The sequence below is a fragment of the Mycobacterium colombiense CECT 3035 genome (assembly GCF_002105755.1).
GTDB lineage: Bacteria > Actinomycetota > Actinomycetes > Mycobacteriales > Mycobacteriaceae > Mycobacterium > Mycobacterium colombiense.
In genome coordinates, this window is sequence record NZ_CP020821.1 from 2,779,373 (window position 1) to 2,804,318 (window position 24,946).

The window sequence follows — 24,946 nt, forward strand, 5'->3', positions numbered from 1 at the left end:
GACGCTCAGGTGGCGTCGGTGTCGAACGGCGTCTTCCCGCCGGGCTGCTGTTCGGCCGCGACCGCCTGGCCGTTCGGGGCGGGCGGGGCCGGGTGCGGGGTCTGCGGCAGGGCGCCATTCACCGGTTTGTCGAAGGCTCCGGTCAGGAAGGAGTCGTCGCCGTCCAGCAGATGCTTGGTCAGCGCCGCACGCGGCGTCATTCCCCGCAGCTTCTGCAGTTCGCTGAGCGGGACGCGCAGGTCGTCGAACTCGGGCCCGAGGTCCTCGCGCAGCTGGCTGGTGACACCGCTGAGGTAATCACGCGCCTGACGCAAGGCGTTGGACGTCCACCTGATGGCACCCGGCAGCCGCTCGGGCCCCAGGACCACCAGCCCGACCACCACGAGGACGAGCATGTGCTCCCAGCTCAGGCTGCCGAACATCAGCTGCCGTCGGGGTCGGGTTTGACGGTCAGCGTGACGTGCCGGCCGTCACGGACGACCTCGATCGGCGAATCCTGGCCGATGGTCAACTGCCGCACCGCGACGACGAACTCGTCGGCGTCGGCGACCTTGCGGTTACCGACCTTGACGACGACGTCGTTCTCCAGAACTCCGCCCTTCTGCGCGGGGCTGCCCGCCTTGACGTTGGCCACCTGGGCGCCGGACGCGATCGCGTTGCTCACCGACCGGGTGCTGACGCCCAGCGTCGGGTGCACGATTTTGCCGTCCTTGATCAGCGTCTGCGCGACCTGCTTGGCCTCGTTGATCGGGATCGCGAAGCCCAGCCCACTTGCGCTGTCGGACAACGACTTACCGGCCGTGTCGATGCCGATCACCTGGGAATCCATGTCGATCAGCGGACCGCCGGAGTTTCCGTGGTTGATCGAGGCGTCGGTCTGCAGCGCGTCGATCACCGTGTCGGTGTCCGAGCCCTCCCCCGACAGCGGCACCGGCCGGTGCAGCGCGCTGATGATGCCGTGCGTCACGGTGCTGCGCAGGCCCAGCGGGGCACCCGCGGCCAGGACCTCGTCGCCCACCCGCACCTTGTCGGAGTCGCCGAGGCGCGCCACCGACAGGTTGTCCACGTTGTCGACCTTGAGGACGGCCAGGTCGGTCTTGGGGTCGCGGCCCACCAGGTTCGCCGGCACCTCTTTGCCGTCGTTGAACACCACCGTGGTCTTGAACTGGCTGGGGTTGTTCGCCGCCTCGGAGATGACGTGGTTGTTGGTGACGATGTAGCCGCGGCCGTCGACGACGACGCCGGAGCCCTGCATGCCTTCCTGGTCGCTCTTGGACTCGATAGTCACCACCGCGTTCGCGGTCGCCGCCGCCACCTTGGCGAAGCGGCCGGCCGGAGCTTCGCCGTTGCCGTTGGTCGACAGCGTCACCTTCGAAGTGGTGAACGCCTCGGCGACCTCCGCCGTCTTGCGGCCGATCACGCCGCCGAGCAGGCCGATGACCAACGCGATCAGCAGCAGGACCAGCAGCGCGAGGTAGGACACCTTGCCGCCGAACAACACGTCGCGCACGCCCAGCTTGCCGCCGTAGCCCAGCGCGGTCCCGGATCGCGACGGCGCCACCGCCGGCGTGCCCAGCGCCGCCGGGCGCCCGGGTCTCGCCAGGGATCGTCCTGCCCATCGGGCCCCACACCGTTTTTCTCACCGGCCAGCGCGTTGGCGTCCACCGGGTGGCGCTGCAGCGAGTCGGGGCTGCCGTCGGGCCGGTGGAAAGCCTCCTGCAGGACCGGGTCGGCCGGCCGGTTGCTCGGCCGGAATTCGGCCTGGTCCCGGTACTTCTGTGGACGGACCCGTTCGGCCACGAACGACCCGCGCAGTCCGGCGGGACGACCGAACTCCCGAGTCGACGCGGGGTCGACGGGCGGACGCGAGACGGGGCGCGGCGCTAAGCGGTTGCCGCTGTCTTTTGCTTGGTCGTAGCCTTGGTCGGAGGTCACGTTATCCCTTTTGGATCCTCTATTTGAGCGCTCGAGGCGGCCTTTACCGGGCGAAATACGCGGCACCGGCGTTGTCCGTGTCCACCCTAGTATCCATGGCGCGCCGTCGGTCGGCATGAACCCGCGCGGGGCGCGGGCTGGACGCTACCGGCGCTTGCGCCGCTCACGTCCGTCGCGGTCCGCGAAGCGGTCGGAGGCGTGCGTGGGGGAATCGTCGGGCGACTCGTAGGGAATGTCGGCGAGCATGCCGAGCAGCGTGCTGGGGATGCGGATGGGGCGCGAATCGCGCAGCGCCGCGCGAGCCCGGCTCTGGTCCTCGACCTCGCCCGCACACTGGGCGCACAACGACAGATGATGCGCGGCCCGCAGGTGCGCGTTCATCCGGAGCTCGCCGTCGACGAACGCCGCGATCGCTTCGACGGACAGGTGCTCGGTGGATCCGAACTGGCGCGGTGCGCCGACGGGCGCGTCGCTCTGGGAGGCGAATTGAGCGGGGAGCCAGGAGAACGCGCGGCGGAACACATGTCCACGATCGGGCATCACCAACTCCTCGCCATTCATTTCTTATCGCCGCCTTATTCGAATGTAGCGCGAGAGGGCGCCCGATACCGAGGCTAAGGCCGCAAAGCCGCTGAATAGCTGCCCGAACGTTAGGCGGACGGTCGGTGATTACGCCGACTTGGCGCGCGCGGCGTCGTGATCGGGATGCGCGGCCAGGTAGTCGCGCAGCGCCTGGCGGCCGCGGTGGATGCGGCTGCGCACGGTGCCCAGTTTGACGCCCAGGGTTGCGCCGATCTCCTCGTAGGACAGGCCTTCGATGTCACACAGGACGACCGCGGCACGAAATTCCGGTGGCAGCGAATCGAGCGCGGCCTGCAGGTCGGGGCCCAGCCGCGAATCGTGGTAGATCTGCTCGGGGTTGGGCTCGTCGGCGGGAACCCGCTCGTAATCCTCGGGCAGCGCCTCCATCCGGATGCGCGAGCGCCGGCGCACCATGTCGAGGAACAGGTTCGTGGTGATGCGGTGCAACCACCCTTCGAACGTTCCCGGCTGGTAATTCTGCACCGACCGGAAGACCCGGATGAAGGTCTCCTGGGTGAGGTCCTCGGCATCGTGCTGATTGCCGGAAAGCCGGTAGGCCAGCCGGTACACCCGGTCGGCGTGCTGGCGCACCAACTCGTCCCAGGACGGCATGGCCGCCTTATCGCCAGTCGCGTCGAACACCGCGGTCCCTTGCAGCGCGTCGGACGGCTCCACCCACTCGTCGGCGGGGAGCTCCTGCGCATGAGACATGCTGGACGGGCTGAGAAGCGTGGTGATGATCGAGTCCTCCGAATCCGGCGTGCCAACGAGCGGCACTTCGTCACTGGCGACAACAGGTAGTTCCCAATCGGTATTCCCGGTCCAACGCCCTCCGCGATCCATAGGGCTACCGTCGCGTACCGGAGTATGTGCGGTATAGGAACAATCTGAGCTGACCCTGAGAAACCGTATCGTTACCTGCGCTGTGCAGGTGATATCCATCGCACAGTGACCTTAAACGCAGCGGGAGCGTTGGGCGTGTCACCCCGATCCGATTCAGGCGCGCCTGTCGGACTGCGCGCCGAAGTGGAATACGCTGCGGGCATGGACGGCACCGACGCAGAAGCCCCCGGCCAGGCAGCGCCCAGCCGGGCGGACTCACTCTTCGCGCACGCCGAAAGCTCGATCTCGGAGGACGCGCTGTTGGCGGCCGCTCGGGAGCGGGCCGTGGACATCGGCGCGGGCGCGGTGACGCCGGCGGTGGGCGCGTTGCTGAGCCTGCTGACCAAGCTGAGTGGCGGCAAGGCCATCGCCGAAGTGGGCACCGGCGCGGGCGTCAGTGGGCTGTGGCTGTTGTCCGGCATGAGCGACGACGGCGTCTTGACGACGATCGACATCGAGCCCGAATATCTGCGGCTCGCCAAGCAGGCGTTCACCGAGGCCGGCATCGGTCCGTCGCGCACCCGGCTGATCGGCGGCCGCGCCCAGGAAGTCCTCACCCGGCTCGCCGACGAGTCCTATGACCTGGTGTTCATCGACGCCGACCCGGTCGACCAGCCGGACTACGTCGTCGAGGGCGTGCGACTGCTGCGCCCCGGCGGCGTGATCGTGGTGCATCGCGCCGCGCTGGGCGGACGGGCCGGTGATCCGGCTGCCCGCGACGCCGAGGTGGTCGCGGTGCGCGAGGCGGCGCGGCTGATCGCCGAGGACGAGCGCCTCACCCCGGCGCTGGTGCCACTCGGCGACGGCATCCTGGCCGCCGTTCGCGACTGATTTCCGCCGCCCTTCCTTATTTCCCTTCCGCATTCCCCTTTGGCCTGACGTATCGCCTTCGGCCTTGACCACGCCGTTTTCGGCGTGGTCCGCATCTTTATGAATTCTTGACGCGCGTCGCACTTGACCGCGCACTGAACGTGCGTTTAGTGTCCTGAACATGCGTTCAGCCGACTTGACCGCAGCCGCCCGGATCCGCGACGCGGCCATCGAACAGTTCGGCGAGCACGGGTTCGGCGTCGGGCTGCGGGCCATCGCCGATGCCGCGGGGGTGAGCGCCGCCCTGGTCATCCATCACTTCGGCTCCAAGGACGGCCTGCGCAAGGCGTGCGACGACTACATCGCCGAAGAGATCCGCGACACCAAGTCGGAGACGATCAAGTCCAACGACCCGGCCACCTGGTTCGCGCGACTCGCCGAGATCGAGGAGTTCGCCCCGATGACGGCCTACCTGGTGCGCAGCATGCAGACCGGCGGTGACCTCGCGAAGATGTTGTGGCGCAGTATGATTGACAACGTCGAACAATACATGGAAGAGGGCGTGCGGGCCGGGACGATAAAGCCGAGCCGCGATCCGAAGGCCAGAGCCAAGTATATCGGCATCACCGGAGGCGGAGCTCTCCTGCTCTACATCCAAATGCACGACACACCAACCGATCTGCGTGCGGTCCTGCGCGACTACGCCCGGGACATGATCCTGCCGGCCCTCGAGATCTACACGGACGGCCTGATGGTCGATCGCACCATGTACGACGCATTCCTGGCAGCTGAAGATCAAGGAGAATCTGATGCCAACTGAAAACGCCACCGGTGTCGCACCCATCGAGATCCGCGGGCTCACCAAAAATTTCGGTGCGGTGCGGGCGCTGGACGGCCTGGACCTCACGGTAAGGGAAGGCGAAGTCCACGGGTTCCTCGGGCCCAACGGCGCCGGGAAGTCGACGACCATCCGCATCCTGCTGGGCCTGGTCAAGGCCGACGGCGGCAGCGTGCGACTGCTCGGCGGCGACCCCTGGACCCAGGCCGTCGCACTGCATCGCCACATCGCCTACGTCCCAGGCGATGTCACGCTGTGGCCGTCACTGACCGGCGGTGAGACCATCGACCTGCTGGCCCGCATGCGGGGCGGCATCGACAAGAAGCGCCGCGCCGAGCTGATCGAGCGTTTCGACCTGGATCCGCACAAGAAGGCGCGCACGTATTCGAAGGGCAACCGCCAGAAGGTCTCGCTGATCTCGGCGTTCTCCTCGCACGCCAGGCTGCTGCTCCTGGACGAGCCCAGCAGCGGGCTGGACCCGTTGATGGAGAACGTGTTTCAACAGTGCGTGGCGCAGGCCCGCGACCGGGGTACGACGGTGTTGCTGTCCAGCCACATCCTGGCCGAAACGGAGGCGCTGTGCGAACGGGTGACGATCATCCGCGCCGGCAAGACCATCGAAAGCGGTTCGCTGAACTCCATGCGGCACCTGAGCCGCACCTCGATCAAGGCCGAAATGACCGGTGATCCGGGCGATCTCAGGCGCATCAAGGGTGTCGAGGACGTCACCGTCGAGGGCAACACGCTGCGCGCCCAGGTGGACAGCGAGAGCCTGGGCGAGCTCATCCGCGTGCTCGGCGATGCCGGGGTGCGCAGCCTGGTCAGCCAGCCGCCGACCCTCGAAGAGCTTTTCCTGCGCCACTACGACACGTCCGGCGGCGACGGCCGGCACGGACGCGACGCGGCAAAGGTGTCGCTGTCATGAGCACCACCACGCTGGACCGACCCTTCGCCTCGGCATCGCCTGCGCCACTTCAGAGTTCAAGCTTCTCCGGAACGCTCGCGATGCTGCGGCTCTACCTGCGCCGCGACCGCGTCTCGATGCCGCTGTGGGTGCTGCTGCTGTCGGTGCCGCTGGCCACCGTGTACGTCGGCAGCATCGAGAAGGTCTACCCCACCGCGCCCGCCCGCGCCGGGTTCGCGGCCTCCATCATGGCCAGCCCGGCCCAGCGCGCGCTCTACGGCCAGGTGTACAACGACAGCCTTGGCGCCGTGGGCATTTGGAAGGCCGGCATGTTCCACGTGCTGATCGCGGTGGCCGTCATCCTCACGGTGATCCGGCATACCCGCGCCGACGAGGAGAACGGTCGGACCGAATTGGTGGACTCGACCGCGATCGGCCGCTACGCCAGCCTGAGCGCGGCGCTGCTGCTGTCGTTCGGAGCATCCATCGCGACCGGCGCGATCGGCGCGGCCGGCCTGTTGAGCACCGACGTCCCGGCCGCCGGGTCGCTGGCCTTCGGGGCGGCGCTGGCCTGCTCCGGCCTGGTGTTCACCGCCGTCGCCGCGGTGACCGCGCAGCTGTCGCCGAGCGCCCGGTTCGCCCGCGGTGCCGCGTTCGCGGTGCTGGGCGCCGCGTTCACCCTGCGCGCCGTCGGCGACGCCGGCGACGGCACCCTGTCGTGGCTCTCCCCGCTGGGGTGGTCGCTGCAGGTCAAACCGTATGCGGGCGACCGCTGGTGGGTGCTGGTGCTGCACCTGGTGACCACGGCCGCGTTGACCGTGCTCGCCTACCGGCTGCTCGCCGGCCGCGACGTCGGCGCCGGGCTGATCGCGGAACGGCCAGGCCCCGGCAGCGCCGCGCCGTCGCTGGGCAACGTGTTCGGGCTGGCCTGGCGGCTGGACCGCGCCGCACTGCTGCTCTGGACCGTGGGGTTGTGCCTGTATGGCCTGTTGATCGGCAGCGTGGTGCACGGCATCGGCGACGAGCTGGGCGGCAGCGGCGTGGCGCGCGACATCGTGGCACGGATGGGCGGCACCAGCGCCCTCGAGCAAGCGTTCATCGCCGTCGCGTTTTCGATGATGGGCATGGTTGCCGCCGCGTTCGCGGTGTCGCTCACGTTGCGGCTGCACCAGGAAGAGTCGAGCCAGCGCGCCGAAACGGTGCTTGCCGGCGCGGTGTCGCGAACCCGCTGGCTGGCAAGTCATTTGGTGACCGCACTCGCCGGATCCGCGGCGGCGATGCTGGCCAGCGGCCTGACCGCGGGTGTCGTCTACGGCATCGCGGCCGGCGATGTCGGCGCCAAGCTGCCGATGGTCGTTGCCAGCGCGGCCGTCCAACTGCCCGCCGTGTGGTTGTTGTCGGCCGTGACGGTTTGCGTGTTCGGCTTCGCGCCGCGCCTGACGCCGGCGGCCTGGGGCGTGCTGATCGGTTTCGTCGCCCTGTACCTGATCGGATCGTTGGCTGGTTTTTCGCAGTGGCTGCTCGACCTGGAACCCTTCGCGCACATTCCGCGGATCGGTTCAGATTTCACAGTCGTACCACTGTTATGGCTACTCGCCATGGACGTAGGGTTGATGGTTCTGGGTGCCATGGCTTTTCGGCGCCGCGATCTCCGCTGCTAGGAGCGTGATGAAAACCGGTATCAGGGTAACGGCGACCTCCCTCTCGGGCATCCTCTCCTGGATTTTGATCCTCCTGCTGCCGGCCGGCACCCTGCACTACTGGCAGGCGTGGCTCTTCATCGCCGTGTTCACGGTGGCCACCATCGTTCCCACCGTCTACCTGGCCCGCGCCAATCCCGCGGCGCTGCAGCGCCGCATGCGTGCGGGCCCGCGCGCCGAACCCCGCAAGGCGCAGAAGTTCATCATCGCCGGGTCGTTCGTGGGCCTGTTCGCGACGATGGTGTTCAGCGCGCTCGACCATCGGTTCGGCTGGTCGTCGGTGCCGCCGTGGCTGTCGGTGCTCGGGGACGTGCTGGTGGCGACGGGCCTCGGCATCGCCATGCTGGTGATCGTCCAGAACAGTTACGCCGGCGCCACGGTCACGGTGGAAAGCGGCCAGACGGTCGTGTCCGACGGCCTCTACCAATTCGTGCGCCACCCGATGTACGTCGGCAATGTGATCATGATGATCGGTATCCCCCTGGCGCTCGGCTCGTACTGGGGATTGCTCTTCATCATCCCGGGCGCCGTGGGGCTGACGCTGCGCATCCTGGACGAGGAAAAGCTGCTGCTGCGGGAATTGCCCGGTTACCGCGAGTACACCGGCCGCGTGCGCCACCGGCTGGTGCCTTACGTCTGGTAGCCACCCGACCGCCGCTTAGCGTGTCGGCCTGCGGCCGACTGCATGGGCGCCTTGTGTTCGAAACACGTTCCGGCGCACCATCTTTCGCGCGGGCCGTACCCGAGGACGTCGAGTGGTTCGTCGCCTTCGACGGTCCTACGACTACCACCGCGATCGGCCCGCCGCGCGGGCCGCATCGTCGCCGGGCTAGATCCAGACGCCCTTGCCCACGGCGACGACACCGCCGGCGCTGATCGCGAAGCGCTCGCGGTCCTTCTCCAGATCCACGCCCACCATCTCGCCCGGGCCGACCACGACGTTCTTGTCCAGGATCGCGTGGCGCACCACCGCACCGCGGCCGACGCGGGCGCCGGGCATGATCACGCTGCCCTCCACGATCGCGCCGTCGTCGACCACCACGTTGGACGAGAGCACCGAGTTGCGCACCGAGGCCGCCGAGATGATGCTGCCCGCGCCCACCACCGACTCCTGCGCGGAGCCGCCGTTGACGAACTTGGCCGGCGCCAGGTTCTCCGACTCGCCGCGGATCGGCCAGCGCTTGTTGTACAGGTTGAACACCGGATGCACGGACACCAGGTCCATGTGGGCGTCGTAGAACGCGTCCAGCGTTCCGACGTCCCGCCAGTAGGCGCGGTCACGATCGGTGGCGCCGGGCACCTCGTTGTCGTTGAAGTCGTACACCGCGGCCATCCCGTCGTCGACGAGTCGCGGGATGATGTCGCCGCCCATGTCGTGATCGGAATGGTCGTCGTCGGCGTCCGCGCGGATCGCGTCGATGAGCACCTTGGTGGTGAAGATGTAGTTGCCCATCGACACGAACGTCTGCTCGGGATCGTCCGGGGTGCCCGGCGGATCCAGTGGCTTCTCCACGAACTTGCGGATGCGGCCCGACTCGTCGGAGTCGATGCAGCCGAACGCGGTGGCTTCGCCGCGGGGCACCCGGATGCCGGCCACCGTCGCGCCCGCGCCGCTGTCGATGTGGAACCGGACCATCTGCTCGGGGTCCATCCGGTACACGTGGTCGGCACCGAAAACCACGATGTAGTCGGGGTCTTCGTCATAGATCAGGTTGAGCGACTGGTAGATCGCGTCTGCCGAGCCGGTGTACCAGCGCGGGCCGAGCCGCTGTTGGGCCGGCACCGGGGTGATGTACTCCCCGGCCAGGCCGGACAACCGCCAGTTCTGCGAAATGTGACGGTCCAGTGAATGCGACTTGTACTGGGTGAGAACGCAGATGCGCAGATACCGGGCATTGACGAGGTTGGACAGGACGAAGTCGATCAGTCGGTAGGCGCCCCCGAAGGGAACCGCGGGCTTGGCACGGTCCGCGGTCAGCGGATACAGCCGCTTGCCCTCACCGCCGGCCAGGACGATCCCCAGCACGTGTGGCGCTTCCCTCATGCTGACAAACCTATCGGCCGTTGCGAAGGGCTGCCAGGGGGAAGGGGTGATTGACGAAGTTCTGTGGGGCTGTCTGTCAAGGTATTTGGCCGCACACGCCGCGAAGATTGTGGCGAACCCGACTCGCGGCGGGGCCCGTCGCCGAACTACCGTTCGGGGTATGCGGGTGGCGATGATGACGCGGGAGTACCCACCGGAGGTCTACGGCGGAGCGGGAGTACACGTCACCGAACTCGTCGCCCAGCTGCGCCGGCTGTGCGCGGTCGACGTGCATTGCATGGGCGCACCGCGCCCGGGCGCCTACGTGCACCAGCCTGACCCGCGGCTGCAGGGCGCCAACGCGGCGATGACGACGCTGTCGGCCGACCTGATGATGGCCAATGCGGCGTCGGAGGCCAGCGTGGTGCATTCACACACCTGGTACACCGGCATGGCGGGGCATCTGGCCGCGCTGCTCTACGGGGTTCCGCACGTCTTGACCGCACACTCGCTCGAGCCGCTGCGCCCGTGGAAGGCCGAGCAACTCGGCGGGGGCTACCGGATCTCGACCTGGGTCGAGCAGACCGCCGTGCTGGCCGCGGACGCCGTCATCGCGGTCAGCTCCGCGATGCGCGAGGACGTCCTGCGCGTCTATCCCGCACTGGATCCCAGCGCCGTACACGTCATCCGCAACGGCGTCGACACCGAAGTCTGGTACCCGGCGGGGCCGGTGCAAAGCGGATCGATACTGACCGAACTCGGCGTCGATCCGTCCCGGCCCATCGTGGTGTTCGTGGGCCGGATCACGCGACAGAAGGGGCTGGCGCACCTGGTGGCCGCCGCCCACCGGTTCAGCCCGGAGGCACAGGTGGTGTTGTGCGCGGGCGCCCCCGACACCCCGGAGATCGCCGAGGAGATCCGCGACGCCGTGACCGCGTTGTCAAACAGCCGCACCGGGGTGTTCTGGATCAGGGAGATGCTGCCCATTGGGGAGCTACGCGAAATCCTTTCGGCGGCAGCAGTTTTCGTATGTCCGTCGGTATACGAGCCGTTGGGCATCGTGAATTTGGAGGCGATGGCCTGCTCGACGGCGGTGGTGGCTTCCGACGTCGGCGGCATCCCGGAGGTGGTGGCCGACGGGATGACCGGAACGCTGGTGCATTACGACCCGGACGACGCGCAGGGCTATCAGACCGGATTGGCCGAAGCGGTCAACGAGTTGATCGCCGACCGCGGTAAAGCGCAGCGCTATGGCACGGCGGGGCGCCGGCGCTGCGTCGAAGAGTTCTCCTGGGCCCACGTCGCCGAGCAGACCCTGGAGATCTATCGGAAGGTGTGTGCGTAGCGCCGCCGACATCCGTTCGGCGGCAAGCCCTAGCTGGAGCTCGTGACGCCCTTGAGTTCGTCACCAAGGGCAGCCGCCTCGTCGGGCGTCAGCTCGACGACCAGTCGACCGCCTCCCTCAAGTGGTACCCGCATCACGATGCCGCGCCCCTCCTTTGTTGCTTCCAGAGGACCGTCTCCGGTCCGGGGCTTCATCGCCGCCATCGAGTGCTCCCTCCAGGTTCGAGCTGGCCCGCCCGTGCGGACCTGGTCGGCACCGAGCATGCCCCGCCAGCGAACTTCAAGCCATGCCCGGCATCGAACTGCCTTGTCACCCCCCCATTGTTCCCTATCCAGGTCATCACTTGTACAAAGACCCACAACTGTGTGCTCAGCGGGCAGCGGCGGGCACCCAGCAACCGCGGATATGGTCATCGACCATGCCGGTCGCCTGCATCAGCGCATAGGCGGTGGTCGGGCCGACGAACCGGAAGCCGCGCCGCTTGAGTTCACGGGCCATGGCCTTCGATTCGTCGGTGGCCGAGGGGATTTCGGACGGGTCGGCCGGCCGGGACCGCGGCGACGGCGCAAACGACCACAGCAGATCCGCCAGGTCCGCCGGAGTTCCCAGTTCGGCGGCCGCCCGGGCGTTGGCGATCGTCGACTCAATCTTGGCGCGGTTGCGCACGATTCCCTGATCCGCCATCAGCCGCTGCACGTCGGCGTCGGTGTACTCGGCGACGGCGGCGATGTCGAACCCGGCGAACGCACGCCGGAAATTCTCCCGTTTCCGCAGGATGATCAGCCATGACAGGCCACTTTGAAAGGCTTCCAGACTCATCCGCTCGAACAACGCGACCCCGTCGCGCACCGGTTGACCCCATTCGCGGTCGTGGTAGTCGCGGTACAGCTCGAAATCGGGTCCCGGTCGCACGGTCGCCCAGCTGCAGCGAACCAGCTCGTCTTCACTCACACTGAGTCCTGACGATCCTCACCGTCGTCCGGTTCCCCGGGCTCGCCCTCGGCCTCCTGCCCGGCGTGCACCGCGGCCAGCTGGCCGCGCAGCGCCTCCAGCTCGCGCGCGAGCCGATCCAGCACCCAGTCCACCTCACTGGTCTTGTAACCGCGCAGGACCTGGGTGAACTTGACGGCGTCGACGTCGGAGCCGGTCACCCCGAACGCGGGCAGCACGGTGGCCGTCGTCCCCCGGGGCAGGGGCGGCAGCTGCTCGCCGCGACCGAACAACAGGCTGGCCGCGCCGAACAGGACGATCGCCACCAGCACCAGGACCACCAGGTACAGCAACACCAACGCCACGTGATCGATACTGCCCTATGCCACCGACACGGTGACGTTCAGCGTGAGCGCGCCGGGGCCTACCGCGGCCTGAGCACCTGCATCGGCGGCCGGTCCTCCAGCGACACCGGCGAGATGCGCTGGGTGTAGCCCTGAAAGTCGGAGCCCTCGGGGCCGTCGGCGACGAATTGAGTCAGCCCGACGCCGGAGTCCGGGATGCCGCAGCGCGACAGCAGGGTCGCGATGACTTGGCGGCTCATCACGCCCAGCTCGGCCAGCGGGCGATTGCGGTGTGCGCGCACCCCCAGGTTGACCTGGGCGATCGCGTCCAGGCCCAGCCGGTCGAAGGTATCGACCAGCAGGCCGATCTCCACGCCGTAGCCCGGCGCGAACGGCAGCGAGGTCAGCAGCTCCCTGCTGGCCGCGTATTCACCGCCCAGCGGCTGCACCACGCAGCCCAGCTCCGGACGCAGCGCCGCAAGCAACGGCCGGGCCACCAGCTCGGTGACCCGCCCGCCACCGGTGGCACTGACGTCGCCCCCGACGTCGCCGACGTCGCTGAGCTCGCTGCCCCGCAACGGCCGGCGGTAGAAGCTTTTGACCAGGTGAATGCCGTCACCGGTGAGCATCGGGCCGACCAGCCACGGCACGAACATCGGGTGCGGGTCGATCAGGTCGGAGTCGACGAACACCACGATGTCGCCGGTGGTGGCCGCCAGCGAGCGCCACAACGCCTCGCCCTTGCCGGGCCGGATCGGCACCTCGGGCAGGGCCTGCTCCCGGCTGACGACGCGCGCGCCCGCCGCGACCGCGCGGATCTCGGTGTCGTCGGTGGAGCCCGAATCCAGCACGATCAGCTCGTCGACCAGCCCATCGACCAGCGGTGCGATGCTCTCGATCACCGACTCGACGGTCTCTTCCTCGTTGAGGGCCGGCAGCACCACCGAGATGGTCCGCCCGGCCTTCGCGGCCTCCAGTTCGGCGATCGTCCAGGCGGGACGGTTGCGCCGTTCGTTGGCCAGCCACACGTCCCCGGGCCGCGCGGCGAGCACCCTGTCGTTCGCGAGATCACCGGCGAACAGGTCCGATGCGGTCATGCCAGCCCCCTCACCGTGCGCGCCGGCGGGCGGGTTCCCTGGATCGAGGCCACCATTTCCAGCACCCGGCGGGTGGCGGCGACCTGGTGCACGCGAAACATGCGCGCACCCGCGGCGGCCGCCAGCGCGGTGGCGGCCAGCGTTCCCTCGAGCCGCTCGGTCAATTCCACACCCAGAGTCTCCCCGACGAAGTCCTTGTTGCTCAAAGCCATGAGCACGGGCCACCCGGTGTTAACAAGATCGCCCACGTGGCGCAACAACAGCAGCCCGTGGAAGGTGTTCTTGCCGAAGTCGTGGGTGGGGTCGATCAGCACCCGGTCGCGAGCCACCCCGCAGGCCACCGCCCGCTCGGCGGCCGTGGTGACCTGGGCGATGACGTCGTCGACCACGCCGCGGGTGGTGGTTCCGTAGTTCACCCGGAACGGGCGCGTGCGCGGCAGCGCGTTGCCGGTGTGCGAACACACCAGGCCCGCCCCGAACTCGGCGGCCACCTCCGGGAGCGCCGGGTCGATGCCGCCCCAGGTGTCGTTGATCAGGTCCGCGCCGGCCGCGCAGGCCACCTTGGCGACCTCGCAGCGCCAGGTATCGGCGCTGATCAGCTGGTCGGGGTAGGCGTCGCGGAGCCATTCGATGAACGGCACCAGCCGGGCGATCTCGGTGTCGGCATCGACCTCCTGACCGGGGCCGGCCTTGACGCCGCCGACGTCGATGACGTCGGCGCCGTCGGCGACGGCCTGATGCACCGCGGCGCGGGCGGCCTCGTCGCCGAAGGTCGCACCCTTGTCGTAGAACGAGTCCGGGGTGCGGTTGATGATCGCCATGATCAGCGCACGATCGCCGGCGACCGGGCGGCCGCACAGCATCGATCGGCCGGCGCTTGCCGGCGGTGTCGATTGGCCGGCCGAGGCCGGCGGTGTCGATTGGCCGGCCGAGGCCGGCGGTGTCGAATGCACACGTACATGGTGCCCGGTCGCCGCCGCGCGTGCGGCCCGGGGACCGCAGAGGGCGGGCTGCGCACGCCGCCCGAGTGTGCGGCGAGCCGCACAGCGGGCGCCGAGTGTGCGGCCTGCCGCGCACTCGGCGTAAGGGAGAACGGGTGAGCGTCAGCCCAGGGGTTGCGCTCCCTAGGGGCGTTTGCCCTCGGCCACCTCGTCGGGGTACTCGTCATAGAAGGGCACGTAGCCCTCGTCGCGCCCGACCAGCACGTACAGCGGGTCCTCCACGTCCGAGCCGTAGGCCTGCTCGCGCAGCTCCACCTTGCGGCTCTTGAAGGTCGTCGTCTGCTCGATGGAGTCCACCACCCGCACAAACAACGGCAGCGCATAGCCGGGCAACTGGTCGTACACGGAGCGGGCCAGCGACTGCCCGTCGAACTCGGCGCCGCCGCGCAGCTTGACCGCGGCCATCCCGGCGCGGCCGCCGGTGCGCGGCACCTCGACCCCGAACACCGTGCAGTCCTCGACGGAGTCGTCGGACGCCAGCGCCGCCTCGACCTGCGTGGTGGCCACGTTCTCGCCCTTCCACCGGAAGGTGTCCCCGAGCCGGTCGACGAACGCGGCATGTCCCATGCCCTGCGGGCTCATCACGTCGCCGGTGTTGAACCAGCAGTCGCCCTCGCGAAAGGCGTTGCGCACCAACTTCTTTTCGCTCGACTCCTTGTCGGTGTAGCCGTCGAACGGCTGCAGCCGGTTGACCGGGCTGAGCAACAGACCGGGCTCGCCCGCCGGTACCCGGCGGACCCGTCCGTTGTCGTCACGCAGCGGGGCGCCGGTGTCGGGGTCGTACTCGACGTAGGCCAGCGGCATCGGGAAGACGCCGGTGGAGCGCGGCACGTTGAAGACATTGATGAACGCGGCGTTGCCCTCACTGGACGCGTAGAACTCGCAGACGCGGGCGATGCCGAATCGCTTGGTGAACTCGTCCCAGATCTCCGGGCGCAGCCCGTTGCCGGCGATCAGCCGCACCTTGTGCGCGCGGTCGGTCGGCTTGGCCGGCTGGTTGAGCAGGTAGCGGCACACCTCGCCGATATAGATGAACGCGGTGGCATCGTTGGCGATCACCTCGTCCCAGAACTTCGACGCCGAGAACGACTTGCCCAGCGCCAGCGTCGCCCCGGAGTTGATCACCGACGACAGCGCCACCGTCAGCGCGTTGTTGTGGTACAGCGGCAGGCAACAGTAGAGCGTGTCAGAGCTTTTGAGCCGCAACCCGATCCCGCCGAACGCCGCGAGCGCCTTGAGCCACCGCAGGTGCGTCATGACGCTGGCCTTCGGGAAGCCCGTTGTGCCCGAGGTGAAGATGTAGAACGCGGTGTCCCTGGCGTGGACCGCCGACGCGGAGGCGGGGTTGGTGGCCGGCGCGCTCACCGCGAACCGCTCCAGGTCCTCGACGGTCAGCGTCTCGGTGCTGCCCGATCCGCCGCACTCGGCCACGGCACTGACCAGATCGGTTTCGGCGATGAGCACCTTGGCGTCCAGCAGGCCGAGGCTGTGCGCCAGCACCTCGCCGCGCTGGTGGTAGTTGAGCATGCCGGCGACCGCACCGCACTTGACCGCGGCCAGCATGGCCAGCACGGTGTTGGGCGAGTTGCGCAGCATGATGGCGACGACGTCGCCCTGGCCGACGCCGCGCGCGGCCAACACGGCGGCGTACCGGTTCGCGGCGGCATTGGCGTCGCGGTAGGTCAGTTGCTGATCGCCCATGCGCAGGAAGACCCGGTCGCCGTAGCGGGCGGCCCGCTCCTGGAAGACCGTGCCGATGGATTTCTTGGAGCCCGGCTGGGCCAGCAGCCCGGTCATCGCGCCGCGCACGATCACCGGCAGGTCGGCCAGCACGGCCGGCGCCCGAAATGCGATGTCGGTCAGTTTGACCGCCGTGCGCGCTCCCCCGTCACGATCGGACACGTGATCCCCTCGATTCGTTTCCAATGTCAAGCTCGGCGGACAGCCTAGTAGGGGTGGCAAACCCGTCGGCGGGCTCAGGCGGGTGCGCACGCCTCCAGGGCCGCGCTCACCTTGTCGACCAGCACCAACCGGTCCATCGCCACCTGGGAGACGTAACCGCTGTCCAGCAATCCGCACAACCAGGTCCACAGCCCTTCGTAGTGACCGAAGGGGTCCAGCAACACGATTGGTTTGTCGTGCAGACCGAGAAAGGCCGTCGTCCATGCGTCAAGCAACTCGTCGAGGGTGCCGAGGCCACCCGGCAGCACGACGAACGCGTCGGCCCGGTCTTCCATGAGCTGCTTGCGCTCGTGCATGGTGTCGCTGACGATCAGCTCGTCGGCGTCCGCGTCGGCGATCTCGCGGCGCATCAGGATCTTCGGGATGACGCCGACGGTCCGCCCACCGCGGGCGCGCGCCGCGCTCGCCACCGCCCCCATCGCCGACACCCGGCCGCCACCCCACACCAGCGTCCAGCCCCGCTCGGCGATCGCCTCGCCGAGTTCCGCAGCGACTCCGAGCAATTCGGGATGCTCCGGGCCGGATGCGCAATACACACACACCGACCACCCGCTGGACGAATCGCGTCGGTCGGGCATATCCGCCAAAGGTAGACCAACCGCATACGGCCCGTCATATCTGGGGCTTTCGCCCTGCCGCCCCGCCCACGCACCATAAAATTCGGCAGTGCCGATTCGATGGAACGTCCCCCACCATGCGACGGCCTCAGAGCGGTTGGATGCGGCGTTGGCCGACGGCGCGCGGGGGGCGGTGGTGCTGGGACCCGACGGCGTCGGCAAATCCACCCTGGCCCGGACGGCCGCCGAGCGGTTCGCCGGCCGGCACCCGGACACGCTCGTCCGCTGGGTTACCGGCACCCCGACCGAACGCGCCGTCCCGTTCGGGGCGTTCAGCCATCTGGTGGAGATCGCCGACCTCGGCAAGCCGGCCGCGCTGCTGCGGGCCGCCCGGGCGTCGCTGGGCGGCGACGACCTGCTGCTGATCGTCGACGATGCCCAACACCTGGACGTGCTGTCGGCCACGCTGGTCTACCAGCTGGCGCGGGACGGCGCGGGCCGGCTCATCGTCACCGCGCAAGCCGACCGCTGCCCCGAGGCGATCGCGGCGCTGTGGAGCGACGGGCTGCTCACCCGGATCGACATCGAGCCGCCCGGCGAGGCGACCGCACCGGCGGAGATCAACACGTTCCTCACCGAGCTCCCGGCGGCGGCGCGATCGGTGCTGGAGTATCTCGCCGTCGCGGAGCCGCTCTCGGTCGCCGATCTGACCGCGCTCGCCGGCGATGGCGCGGTGACCGACGCGGTGAGGTGGGGTGCCGCCGAGACCCGGACGCGCGGCGGGTCGTCGGACGACCCGGTGGTCTATAGCGCCCATCCGTTGTTCGCCGAGCGGACGCGGGCCGCGCTGGACCCCGAAGACGCCCGGCAACGACGCACCGACCTGGTCACGCTGTTGTCGCAGCGGCCGTCCGAGCACCTCAGTGACCGGTTGCGGATAGTGTCGCTGGCGCTGGACAGCGACACTCCCCCGCGGGTCCCCGACGTCGTCGCCGCCGCGCAGCAGGCGCTGCGGCTCGGCGACCTGGCGCTGGGCGAACGGCTGGCCCGCTCGGCGCTGCAGCGGTCCGGCGGGTTGGCGGCCCGGCTCGCGCTGGCGCACGCCCTGGCCTGGCAGGGCCGCGGCCGGGAGGCCGATTCGGTGTTGGCCGACGTCGACCCCAGCGCGTTGACCGAAGCGGCGTTGATGGACTGGGCACTGCTGCGGGCGGCCAACCAGTTCTGGATGCTCAGCGAACCCGAGCGCGCCACCGCCTTCCTGCGGACCGTGCGCAACCGGGTCGCCGATACCGGGCCGCGGACCACCCTGGACGCGCTCAGCGCGACCTTCGCGATGAACGCGGGCAACGTCGGGCACGCCGTGAAGGTCACCGCCGACGTCCTCGCGTCGCCGGCGGCCGACGACCAGGCGGTGGCCTGGGCGGCCAGTGCCGGGGCCTTGTGCGCGGCGCGCGAGGGCCGATTCGAGGACGTCGAGCCGCTGGCGCAGCGCGCCCTGGCCGCCGAACATCCCGGGCTGCTGCGCTTCACCATCGGGCTGGGTCAGACCACCGCGCGGTTGATGACCGGCCACCCCGACGAAGCGCGGCGGCTCGCTCAGCAGTTCACCGACTTCGCCGAACTGCAGCAGCCGGGCCGCGCCATCGGCGAGGTGCTGCTGGCGCACGTGCTGATTTCGAAGGGTGAATTCGCTTCTGCAGCAGAACTATTGGGTCCGGCCGCCGCCACCCTGGAGCGCACCGGTTACTCCTGGGGGCCGCTGTCGCTGACGCTGCTGGCCACCGCCCAGGCCCAGCAGGGCGACACCGCCGCCGCGGCAAAGGCGTTGAGCAGGGCCGAATCCCGGCACGGCACCAAGTCGGCGCTGTTCGCGCCCGAGCTCGGCGTGGCGCGGGCGTGGCGGCTGGCCTTGGTGCGCGACACGCACGGCGCGGTGGCCGCCGCGCGCGACGCCGCCCGGATGGCCGAACGCGGCGGCCAGCGGGGCGTGGCGGTGCGCGTCTGGCACGAGTCCGTGCGGCTCGGTGACACCCGGGCCGCCGATCCGCTGGCCCGGCTTTGCGACGAGATCGACTGCGTCGCGGGAAGAATCGCGCTCGCCCACGCCCGCGCGCTGGCCGCCGGCGATGACGCGGGCCTGCGGGCGGTGTCGGACGAGCTCACCTCGATCGGCATGCACGCCGCCGCCGCGGATGCCGCCGCGCAGGCGCAGCGCTGTGGGGCCGGGACGGCTTAGCCACCCAGGTAACCGCGCAGCACGTCCACCGCGGCGGTGATCTTGGCGACCTCGACCTTCTCGTCGCGCTTGTGCGCCAGATTCGGATCGCCGGGCCCGAAGTTGACCGCCGGGATGCCCAGCGCGGCAAACCGCGCCACGTCGGTCCAGCCGTACTTGGCCCGGACGTTGCCGCCGGCCGCCTCGACCAGCGCCTTGGCGGCGGGTTGGGACAGCCCGGGCAGCGCGCCGGCCGCCGCGTCGGTCTGCTCGATGTGCACGTCGAGCCCCGCGAGCACGTCGTGCACGTGTTGCAGCGCCTCGGGCAGCGACCTGTCTGGTGCGAAACGGAAGTTGACCGTCACCGCGGCCGCGTCGGGAATGACGTTGCCCGCCACGCCGCCGTCGATGCGCACGGCCGACAGGCCCTCACGGTAGACGCAGCCGTCGATGTCGACGCTGCGCGCCTGGTAAGCCGCCAGGCGCTGCAGCACGGCGCCGAGCTTGTGAATCGCGTTGTCGCCCAACCAGGATCGCGCCGAATGCGCACGGATCCCGGTGGCGCTGACCACCACGCGCAGGGTGCCCTGGCAGCCGGCCTCGATGTAGCCGCCGGTGGGCTCCCCCAGCACGGCCACGTCGGCCGCCAGCCAGTCCGGCAGCTCGCGTTCGATGCGGCCCAATCCGTTTGCCGCGGCGTCGATTTCCTCGCAGTCGTACATCACCAGCGTGAGATCGTGCACGGGTTCGGCCACGGTGGCGGCGAGATGCAGAAAGACCGCGTCCCCGGATTTCATGTCCGCAGTGCCGCAGCCGTACAGGTGGTCGCCCTCGCGGCGGCTGGGCAGGTTTCCGGCCACCGGCACGGTGTCCAGGTGCCCGGCGAGCAGGACTCGCGACGGCCGGCCGCGGTTGGTGCGCGCCAGCACGGCGTTGCCGTTGCGAATGATCTCGAACCCGGCGGCCTGGGCCCGCAACGCGGCCTCGACCTCGTCGGCCAGCCGCGCTTCGTCCCTCGATTCGCTGGGGATGTCGACCAGCGCGGCGGTCAGCGCGATCGGATCTCCGCGTAAGTCCAGCACGGTCCCACGATAGCGAGTCATCGAGCTTGCCGAGCCGCGGAACGTTCCGCGTGCTAGACGAGCAATCGCGTCGGCATCACCTTGGGTTTGACGCCGTAGCGCGGCCCCATGCCATAGCCGCCCCGCCCCGCCGAGGCGACAGCCGGCATGCCCGACGCCCACGTGGTGTGCGCCTCTTCGGTGGGTGCGGTCCATCCCGTGCCCGCGACGGTCGCGGCGGGAACCCGGGGGGTGGCCGCCGACCACGCGGCGGGCGTCGACAATCCGCCGACCGGGGACGCTGAGCCCACGCTCGCCAGCACGGGAGCGGCGCCCACATTCGCGGCGGCGGCCGGGGCCGCGGCGCCCACCAACGCGCCGCCGCCGATCCCGCCCGTCACATCGCCGGCCACGCCGGCGGCGGCCGCAGTGTCCAGGGTGTGGTTGTACAGGATGTTGGACACGATGGTATTGAACACATTCCAGGAGACGGCGTCGAAACCGGCGTTGCCGATATTGGACACCAGCGGGTCGCCGAGCACGCTGTCCAGTGCGCTGGCCGCCGTGGTCGCGGCCGGCGCTGCCGCGGGTGCCGCGGCCGGCGCGGCGAACGACTGGACGGCGTTGGGCACGCTGGAGACGACGCCGCGGAGCCCACTCGTCTGCGCGGCCGTGGCGGCCGTCTGGACGCCCAATCCACCCGGGCCGTTGGTGGGCGCCGGATCGGTCAGCGGGCTCAGCCGGGCCGCGGCGGCGGATGCCGCGGCGTAGCCGTACATCGCGGCGGCGTCCTGTGCCCACATCTCGCCGTACTGCGCTTCGGTGGCCGCGATGGCCGCGGTGTTCTGGCCCAGCACGTTCGTCGCGACCAGTGACGCCAGCTGGGCCCGGTTGGCCGCGACCAATGGCGGCGGCACGGTCATCGCGAACGCCGCCTCGTAGGCGGCCGCCGACGCCATGGCCTGCGAGGCCGCCTGTTGCAGCTGGGCCGCGGTGGTGTGCATCCACGTCACGTACGGCTGCGCGGCGGTGGCCATGGCGACCGAGGACGGACCCATCCACTCCTCGCCGGTCAGATTCGCGATCGCCGACTGGCTGGCCGCGGCGGTCGTGCTCAGCTCGTCGGCCAGGGCGCTGAACGCCGCCGCGGCGGCCATCATCGGTCCGGCACCGGCGCCGGTGTACATGCGCAGGGAGTTGACCTCTGGGGGCAGCGCTCCGAAGTCGAAAGTCATTGGGGGACTCCTGTTCTCAGTTTTAGGGCGGGGTTAGACGGTCGGTGTGGGCATCACGACGGGCTTGACGCCGTAGCGGGGCGCGCCAAGGCCGTAGCCCCCGCGCCCGGTGGTGGCCATCGAGGGCAGGCCACCCGGGATGGTGGTCACCGACGCGCTGTGGGGCGCGGCGGCGGTGAAGCCCGCGCCCGTCAGGGTCGCGGCGGTGGGCGTCGCCGCGGGCACACCGCCGGCCGCCCAGCTGGGCGGCACCGACAGCGCACCGATCGAGGGACCCTGACCGACGCTCGCCAGCACCGGCGCGGCGGGTGTCGGCGCGCTCGCAGGCGCCGCCGAGGTGAGACCCGCGGCGAGATCGGGGTTGAAATTGGGGATTCCGGACGCGCCGGGGACGGGGGCGAATTGCCCCTCGCCCAAGGTGATGAAGTCCGACGCGGCGGAGCCGACGTTCTGCCCCCATTCGATCTCGGTGCCCAGGGCGGCGTCTCCCGGAGGTGGGTCGGCGGCCGCGGCGGCCGGTGCAACTTGCTGCAGCGCCGCGGCGCTGGTGGTGACCTTGTTCGCGGTTTCGGTCTCGCCGTATGAACCGGCATTGCTGTTCAGGTTGGCCACCATGGTTTGGTGAACCGCCTTGGCTTGGGCGCTGACCTGCTGGTACCAGGCACCGTAGGCGGAAAACTGCGCGGCCTGCAGGGCGGAGACCTCGTCAGCGGCCGCGGGAGCGATGCTCGTGGTGGGCGCCGCGGCGGCCGCGTTCTGGGCGTCCATCGACGAGCCGAGCGCTTGGAGCATGCTCGCGGTAGCCAGCAGCGCCTCGGGCCGGGTGGTTACAAAGGACATAATTTTTCTCCTTCGGCGATCAAGCGGCCTCTATGGACCGCGACTCAGGGGCCTGCGACAAGGTCAGAAAGCGAACCCCCCGACCCCCGGAAGCTGCGTACCCGAAACGGCGAAATTCACGCCTTGACCTGCTAGGACCGTCATGGCCGCCCAACCGCGAATGCGCACAACGCGCCCTATAGCGTCGAATTTCCTTGCCCGAGTGGATCTTTGAGCATTAGACCGCCCCCCGAGGACCGTTCGGCAGCGGGGCGGGCGGGCGGGAGCGCGGCCCGGGAAGTAACCTGACCGCCGTGACAAGAGCAGCAGGTGCCGCAGGGATAGGCCTGGCAACGCTGGCCGCCGACGGATCGATCCTCGACACGTGGTTTCCCGCACCGGAACTGACCGAATCGGGCACCAGCGCGACATCGCGGCTGGCGCTGTCCGACGTTCCCCCGGAGTTGACCGCGCTGCTCGGCCGCGACGACGACCGTGGCACCGAGACCGTCGCCGTGCGCACGGTCATCGGCTCGCTGGACGACGTGGCCGCCGACGCCTACGACGCCTACCTGCGATTGCATCTGCTCTCGCACCGGCTGGTGGCGCCGCATGGGCTGAACGCCGGCGGCTTATTCGGGGTATTGACCAATGTCGTCTGGACTAACCGGGGACCGTGCGCCGTCGAGGGATTCGAAGCGGTCCGGGCCCGGCTGCGGCGCCATGGACCGGTGACGGTCTACGGCGTCGACAAGTTCCCCCGCATGGTGGACTACGTCCTGCCGACCGGGGTGCGCATCGCCGACGCCGACCGGGTGCGACTGGGCGCCCACCTGGCCCCGGGCACGACGGTGATGCACGAGGGCTTCGTCAACTACAACGCCGGCACCCTGGGGGCGTCGATGGTGGAGGGGCGCATCTCCGCCGGCGTGGTGGTGGGCGACGGCTCCGATGTCGGCGGTGGCGCCTCGATCATGGGCACGCTGTCCGGCGGTGGCACCGAGGTGATTTCGATCGGCAAGCGCTGCCTGCTCGGCGCCAACGCGGGCCTGGGCATCTCCCTGGGTGACGACTGCGTCGTCGAGGCGGGCCTGTATGTCACCGCGGGCACCAAAGTCATTACGCCGGAAGGTAAAACGCTCAAGGCCCTGGAGCTGTCCGGCGGCAACAACCTGTTGTTCCGCCGCAATTCGGTCAGCGGGGCGGTGGAAGTGGTGGCCCGCGGCGGGCACGGCATCGCCCTCAACGAGGACCTGCACGCCAACTGACGGGGCGCCTATAGGTCGGCGGGAACCCGCTCGTCGACCGCGACGGTCCGCAGCGCGGACCCCCTGGTTTCGGGCAGCAGCGAGACGGACACGAAACTGGCCCCGACGAGGGTCGCCATCATGAGCCCGATCGCCCAGCTGCCGTAGGTCGCCAGCAGGGTGCCCGCCAACAGCGGCGGCACGGCGGCGCCGAGAATGCCGGCAAGGTTCATGGCCACCGCCGCGCCGCTGTAGCGGTAGCGGGTGGCGAACAGCTCGGGAACGAAGGCCCCGGTGGGGCCGTTGGTGAACGCCGCGGCGGCGAACATGCAGAGGACCGCGACCACGTACAACGCCGGGTTGCCGGTGTCCATCAGCGGGATGACCACGAACGAACACGGCAGACACGCCGCCAGCCCCCACAGCATCACCCGGCGTCGCCCGACTCGATCCGACATCCACGCCCCGAACGAGACGAACGCGATGCTGGTCAGCCCGGCCAGGGCGCCGACGCCCCAGATGAAGCTGCGCGAGTAGCCCAGGTGGGAGTGCGCGTACATGACCAGGAAGGTGTTGCCCAGGTACACGAAGCCCATGCCGCCCAGGAAACAGCCCGCGACCAGCACGATCTCGCGCCGCTGCAACCGCACCAGCTCCGTCAGCGGCGCTTTGGGTACCAGGTTGCGGGCCTTCTCCTCCACGAACAGCGGGGTCTCGTCGATGTTGAGCCGCACATAGAGCGCGATAACGATCAGCCCCGCGCTGATCAGGAAGGGAATCCGCCATCCCCATTCCATGAACGCGGTGCTCTGTTCGCCCATGGTGAGGCTGACGGCGAGAAAGGTCAGGCTGGCGAGGATGCCCGCCGTGCCACCGCCCAGCGAGGTGAACATGCCATACCAGCCGCGTTGGCCCGACGGCGCGTATTCGGCGCTCAGCAGGACGGACCCGGCCCATTCGCCGCCGACGGCGAACCCCTGCAACAACCGCAAAACGATGAGAATCAGCGGTGCCGCGACGCCGATCGATGCGGTGCTGGGGACCAGGCCCACGCTCACTGTCGACGCGCCCATGATCAGCAGCGTGGCGACGAGCGTCTTCTTCCGGCCCAGCCGGTCCCCGAAATACCCGAACACGGCCGCGCCCAACGGGCGGGACAGAAACGCCGTCGCGAACGTCGCCATCGAGGCGATGGTGGCCACGGTGGAGCCGAGGCCCGGGAAGAAAACCATGGGAAACACCAGCGCGGCCGCGGTCCCGTAAATCAGGAAGTCGTAGAACTCGATCGCCGAGCCCACCAGGCAGGCCATCGCGATCCGCCGCATGGGGGTGGGCGCGGCGGTGCCCACGGGTCGAGCGGGCTCACCCATGGCGGCCGTTCGCGGTCCGGTCAGCGCGATGCACGGTGACGAGGGGATGCACGGTTACGACGGTAGGTGAAGCTTCGCGGCCACGCTCG

Annotated in this window: 23 protein-coding genes and 1 pseudogene; 8 read left to right on the plus strand and 16 right to left on the minus strand. The window is 69.5% G+C overall.

Annotation, left to right across the window (positions count from 1 at the left end; all coding sequences use genetic code 11):
- Positions 1-5: 5 nt before the first annotated feature.
- The 4 genes and pseudogenes from tatB to sigE form a co-directional block, all read right to left on the minus strand.
- Positions 6-422, minus strand: a complete 417-nt coding sequence (gene tatB / locus B9D87_RS12685) for a Sec-independent protein translocase protein TatB (protein WP_007773725.1) — start codon at positions 420-422, stop codon at positions 6-8.
- Positions 422-1,935: pseudogene (gene htrA, locus B9D87_RS12690) on the minus strand (serine protease HtrA). Before htrA ends, tatB begins: the two are co-directional and overlap by 1 nt.
- Positions 1,936-2,079: 144 nt before the next feature.
- Positions 2,080-2,475 (minus strand): anti-sigma E factor RseA, encoded by a 396-nt coding sequence (rseA, locus tag B9D87_RS12695; protein WP_040631229.1) that lies wholly within the window; start codon positions 2,473-2,475, stop codon positions 2,080-2,082.
- A gap of 129 nt (positions 2,476-2,604) precedes the next feature.
- Positions 2,605-3,360, minus strand: a complete 756-nt coding sequence (gene sigE / locus B9D87_RS12700) for an RNA polymerase sigma factor SigE (protein ID WP_040631166.1) — start codon at positions 3,358-3,360, stop codon at positions 2,605-2,607.
- Positions 3,361-3,561: 201 nt separating this feature from the next.
- Between sigE and B9D87_RS12705 the strand changes: the two genes are divergently transcribed.
- From B9D87_RS12705 to B9D87_RS12725, 5 genes are all read left to right on the plus strand, one after another.
- Positions 3,562-4,230, plus strand: a complete 669-nt coding sequence (locus B9D87_RS12705; protein ID WP_007773718.1) for an O-methyltransferase — start codon at positions 3,562-3,564, stop codon at positions 4,228-4,230.
- 160 nt (positions 4,231-4,390) lie between these two features.
- Positions 4,391-5,029, plus strand: coding sequence for a TetR/AcrR family transcriptional regulator (locus B9D87_RS12710; RefSeq protein ID WP_007773717.1), 639 nt, complete (start codon positions 4,391-4,393; stop codon positions 5,027-5,029).
- The gene (locus B9D87_RS12715) at positions 5,019-5,972 is read left to right on the plus strand and encodes an ABC transporter ATP-binding protein (RefSeq protein ID WP_007773714.1); all 954 of its coding nucleotides are present in this window, start codon (positions 5,019-5,021) and stop codon (positions 5,970-5,972) included. The genes B9D87_RS12710 and B9D87_RS12715 overlap by 11 nt, the downstream gene beginning before the upstream one ends.
- Entirely contained in the window at positions 5,969-7,612 is a 1,644-nt protein-coding gene (locus B9D87_RS12720) for an ABC transporter permease (RefSeq protein ID WP_085977854.1), read from the plus strand. The genes B9D87_RS12715 and B9D87_RS12720 overlap by 4 nt, the downstream gene beginning before the upstream one ends.
- A 7-nt stretch (positions 7,613-7,619) precedes the next feature.
- Positions 7,620-8,294, plus strand: coding sequence for a methyltransferase family protein (locus B9D87_RS12725; RefSeq protein WP_007773710.1), 675 nt, complete (start codon positions 7,620-7,622; stop codon positions 8,292-8,294).
- Positions 8,295-8,480: 186 nt separating this feature from the next.
- Here B9D87_RS12725 and glgC read toward each other — a convergent pair whose 3' ends face one another.
- Complete coding sequence (gene glgC, locus B9D87_RS12730) at positions 8,481-9,695, minus strand: glucose-1-phosphate adenylyltransferase (protein WP_007773708.1); 1,215 nt, start codon at positions 9,693-9,695, stop codon at positions 8,481-8,483.
- 160 nt (positions 9,696-9,855) lie between these two features.
- Here glgC and glgA point away from each other — a divergent pair, with 160 nt between their 5' ends.
- Positions 9,856-11,019 (plus strand): glycogen synthase, encoded by a 1,164-nt coding sequence (glgA, locus tag B9D87_RS12735; RefSeq protein ID WP_007773706.1) that lies wholly within the window; start codon positions 9,856-9,858, stop codon positions 11,017-11,019.
- 29 nt (positions 11,020-11,048) lie between these two features.
- On the opposite strand, the gene B9D87_RS12740 is transcribed toward glgA, so the two are convergent.
- From B9D87_RS12740 to log, 7 genes are all read right to left on the minus strand, one after another.
- A complete protein-coding gene (locus B9D87_RS12740; RefSeq protein WP_003878471.1) occupies positions 11,049-11,222 on the minus strand; it encodes a DUF3117 domain-containing protein in 174 nt (57 codons plus the stop codon).
- Between the two features lie 166 nt (positions 11,223-11,388).
- The gene (locus tag B9D87_RS12745; protein ID WP_007773700.1) at positions 11,389-11,970 is read right to left on the minus strand and encodes a DNA-3-methyladenine glycosylase I; all 582 of its coding nucleotides are present in this window, start codon (positions 11,968-11,970) and stop codon (positions 11,389-11,391) included.
- Positions 11,967-12,314, minus strand: a complete 348-nt coding sequence (locus tag B9D87_RS12750) for a DivIVA domain-containing protein (RefSeq protein ID WP_007773699.1) — start codon at positions 12,312-12,314, stop codon at positions 11,967-11,969. The genes B9D87_RS12745 and B9D87_RS12750 overlap by 4 nt, the downstream gene beginning before the upstream one ends.
- A 59-nt stretch (positions 12,315-12,373) precedes the next feature.
- A complete protein-coding gene (locus tag B9D87_RS12755; RefSeq protein WP_007773698.1) occupies positions 12,374-13,390 on the minus strand; it encodes a glucosyl-3-phosphoglycerate synthase in 1,017 nt (338 codons plus the stop codon).
- Positions 13,387-14,343 (minus strand): dihydropteroate synthase, encoded by a 957-nt coding sequence (gene folP / locus B9D87_RS12760; RefSeq protein ID WP_007773694.1) that lies wholly within the window; start codon positions 14,341-14,343, stop codon positions 13,387-13,389. Before folP ends, B9D87_RS12755 begins: the two co-directional genes overlap by 4 nt.
- A gap of 171 nt (positions 14,344-14,514) precedes the next feature.
- Positions 14,515-16,293, minus strand: coding sequence for a long-chain-acyl-CoA synthetase FadD6 (gene fadD6, locus B9D87_RS12765; RefSeq protein ID WP_007773691.1), 1,779 nt, complete (start codon positions 16,291-16,293; stop codon positions 14,515-14,517).
- Between the two features lie 74 nt (positions 16,294-16,367).
- Positions 16,368-16,931, minus strand: coding sequence for a cytokinin riboside 5'-monophosphate phosphoribohydrolase (gene log / locus B9D87_RS12770; protein ID WP_007773690.1), 564 nt, complete (start codon positions 16,929-16,931; stop codon positions 16,368-16,370).
- A gap of 88 nt (positions 16,932-17,019) precedes the next feature.
- Here log and B9D87_RS12775 point away from each other — a divergent pair, with 88 nt between their 5' ends.
- Positions 17,020-19,146, plus strand: coding sequence for an AAA family ATPase (locus B9D87_RS12775; RefSeq protein WP_040631164.1), 2,127 nt, complete (start codon positions 17,020-17,022; stop codon positions 19,144-19,146).
- On the opposite strand, the gene dapE is transcribed toward B9D87_RS12775, so the two are convergent.
- From dapE to B9D87_RS27715, 3 genes are read right to left on the minus strand one after another with little or no spacing between them, the layout of a single operon-like run.
- The gene (gene dapE / locus B9D87_RS12780) at positions 19,143-20,207 is read right to left on the minus strand and encodes a succinyl-diaminopimelate desuccinylase (RefSeq protein ID WP_007773688.1); all 1,065 of its coding nucleotides are present in this window, start codon (positions 20,205-20,207) and stop codon (positions 19,143-19,145) included. The two genes, B9D87_RS12775 and dapE, sit on opposite strands and share 4 nt — an antisense overlap.
- Positions 20,208-20,260: 53 nt before the next feature.
- A complete protein-coding gene (locus tag B9D87_RS12785) occupies positions 20,261-21,421 on the minus strand; it encodes a PPE family protein (protein WP_007773687.1) in 1,161 nt (386 codons plus the stop codon).
- A 33-nt stretch (positions 21,422-21,454) separates the two neighbouring features.
- The gene (locus B9D87_RS27715) at positions 21,455-22,261 is read right to left on the minus strand and encodes a PPE family protein, SVP subgroup (RefSeq protein ID WP_007773686.1); all 807 of its coding nucleotides are present in this window, start codon (positions 22,259-22,261) and stop codon (positions 21,455-21,457) included.
- Positions 22,262-22,554: 293 nt separating this feature from the next.
- Between B9D87_RS27715 and dapD the strand changes: the two genes are divergently transcribed.
- Positions 22,555-23,508, plus strand: a complete 954-nt coding sequence (gene dapD / locus B9D87_RS12795; protein WP_007773684.1) for a 2,3,4,5-tetrahydropyridine-2,6-dicarboxylate N-succinyltransferase — start codon at positions 22,555-22,557, stop codon at positions 23,506-23,508.
- 8 nt (positions 23,509-23,516) lie between these two features.
- On the opposite strand, the gene B9D87_RS12800 is transcribed toward dapD, so the two are convergent.
- Complete coding sequence (locus B9D87_RS12800; protein WP_040631225.1) at positions 23,517-24,812, minus strand: MFS transporter; 1,296 nt, start codon at positions 24,810-24,812, stop codon at positions 23,517-23,519.
- Positions 24,813-24,946: the final 134 nt, after the last annotated feature.

Coding starts and splice junctions, on each gene's coding strand:
- B9D87_RS12710 (WP_007773717.1), top strand. CDS start 4,391: ATGCGTTCAGCCGACTTGACCGCAGCCGCCCGGATCCGCGACGCGGCC.
- B9D87_RS12785 (WP_007773687.1), bottom strand. CDS start 21,421: ATGACTTTCGACTTCGGAGCGCTGCCCCCAGAGGTCAACTCCCTGCGC.
- B9D87_RS12705 (WP_007773718.1), top strand. CDS start 3,562: ATGGACGGCACCGACGCAGAAGCCCCCGGCCAGGCAGCGCCCAGCCGG.
- B9D87_RS12800 (WP_040631225.1), bottom strand. CDS start 24,812: ATGCGGCGGATCGCGATGGCCTGCCTGGTGGGCTCGGCGATCGAGTTC.
- glgC (WP_007773708.1), bottom strand. CDS start 9,695: ATGAGGGAAGCGCCACACGTGCTGGGGATCGTCCTGGCCGGCGGTGAG.
- B9D87_RS12720 (WP_085977854.1), top strand. CDS start 5,969: ATGAGCACCACCACGCTGGACCGACCCTTCGCCTCGGCATCGCCTGCG.
- B9D87_RS12740 (WP_003878471.1), bottom strand. CDS start 11,222: ATGGCGGCGATGAAGCCCCGGACCGGAGACGGTCCTCTGGAAGCAACA.
- tatB (WP_007773725.1), bottom strand. CDS start 422: ATGTTCGGCAGCCTGAGCTGGGAGCACATGCTCGTCCTCGTGGTGGTC.
- B9D87_RS12715 (WP_007773714.1), top strand. CDS start 5,019: ATGCCAACTGAAAACGCCACCGGTGTCGCACCCATCGAGATCCGCGGG.
- B9D87_RS12725 (WP_007773710.1), top strand. CDS start 7,620: ATGAAAACCGGTATCAGGGTAACGGCGACCTCCCTCTCGGGCATCCTC.
- sigE (WP_040631166.1), bottom strand. CDS start 3,360: ATGGATCGCGGAGGGCGTTGGACCGGGAATACCGATTGGGAACTACCT.
- B9D87_RS12755 (WP_007773698.1), bottom strand. CDS start 13,390: ATGACCGCATCGGACCTGTTCGCCGGTGATCTCGCGAACGACAGGGTG.
- log (WP_007773690.1), bottom strand. CDS start 16,931: ATGCCCGACCGACGCGATTCGTCCAGCGGGTGGTCGGTGTGTGTGTAT.
- glgA (WP_007773706.1), top strand. CDS start 9,856: ATGCGGGTGGCGATGATGACGCGGGAGTACCCACCGGAGGTCTACGGC.
- rseA (WP_040631229.1), bottom strand. CDS start 2,475: ATGCCCGATCGTGGACATGTGTTCCGCCGCGCGTTCTCCTGGCTCCCC.
- B9D87_RS27715 (WP_007773686.1), bottom strand. CDS start 22,261: ATGTCCTTTGTAACCACCCGGCCCGAGGCGCTGCTGGCTACCGCGAGC.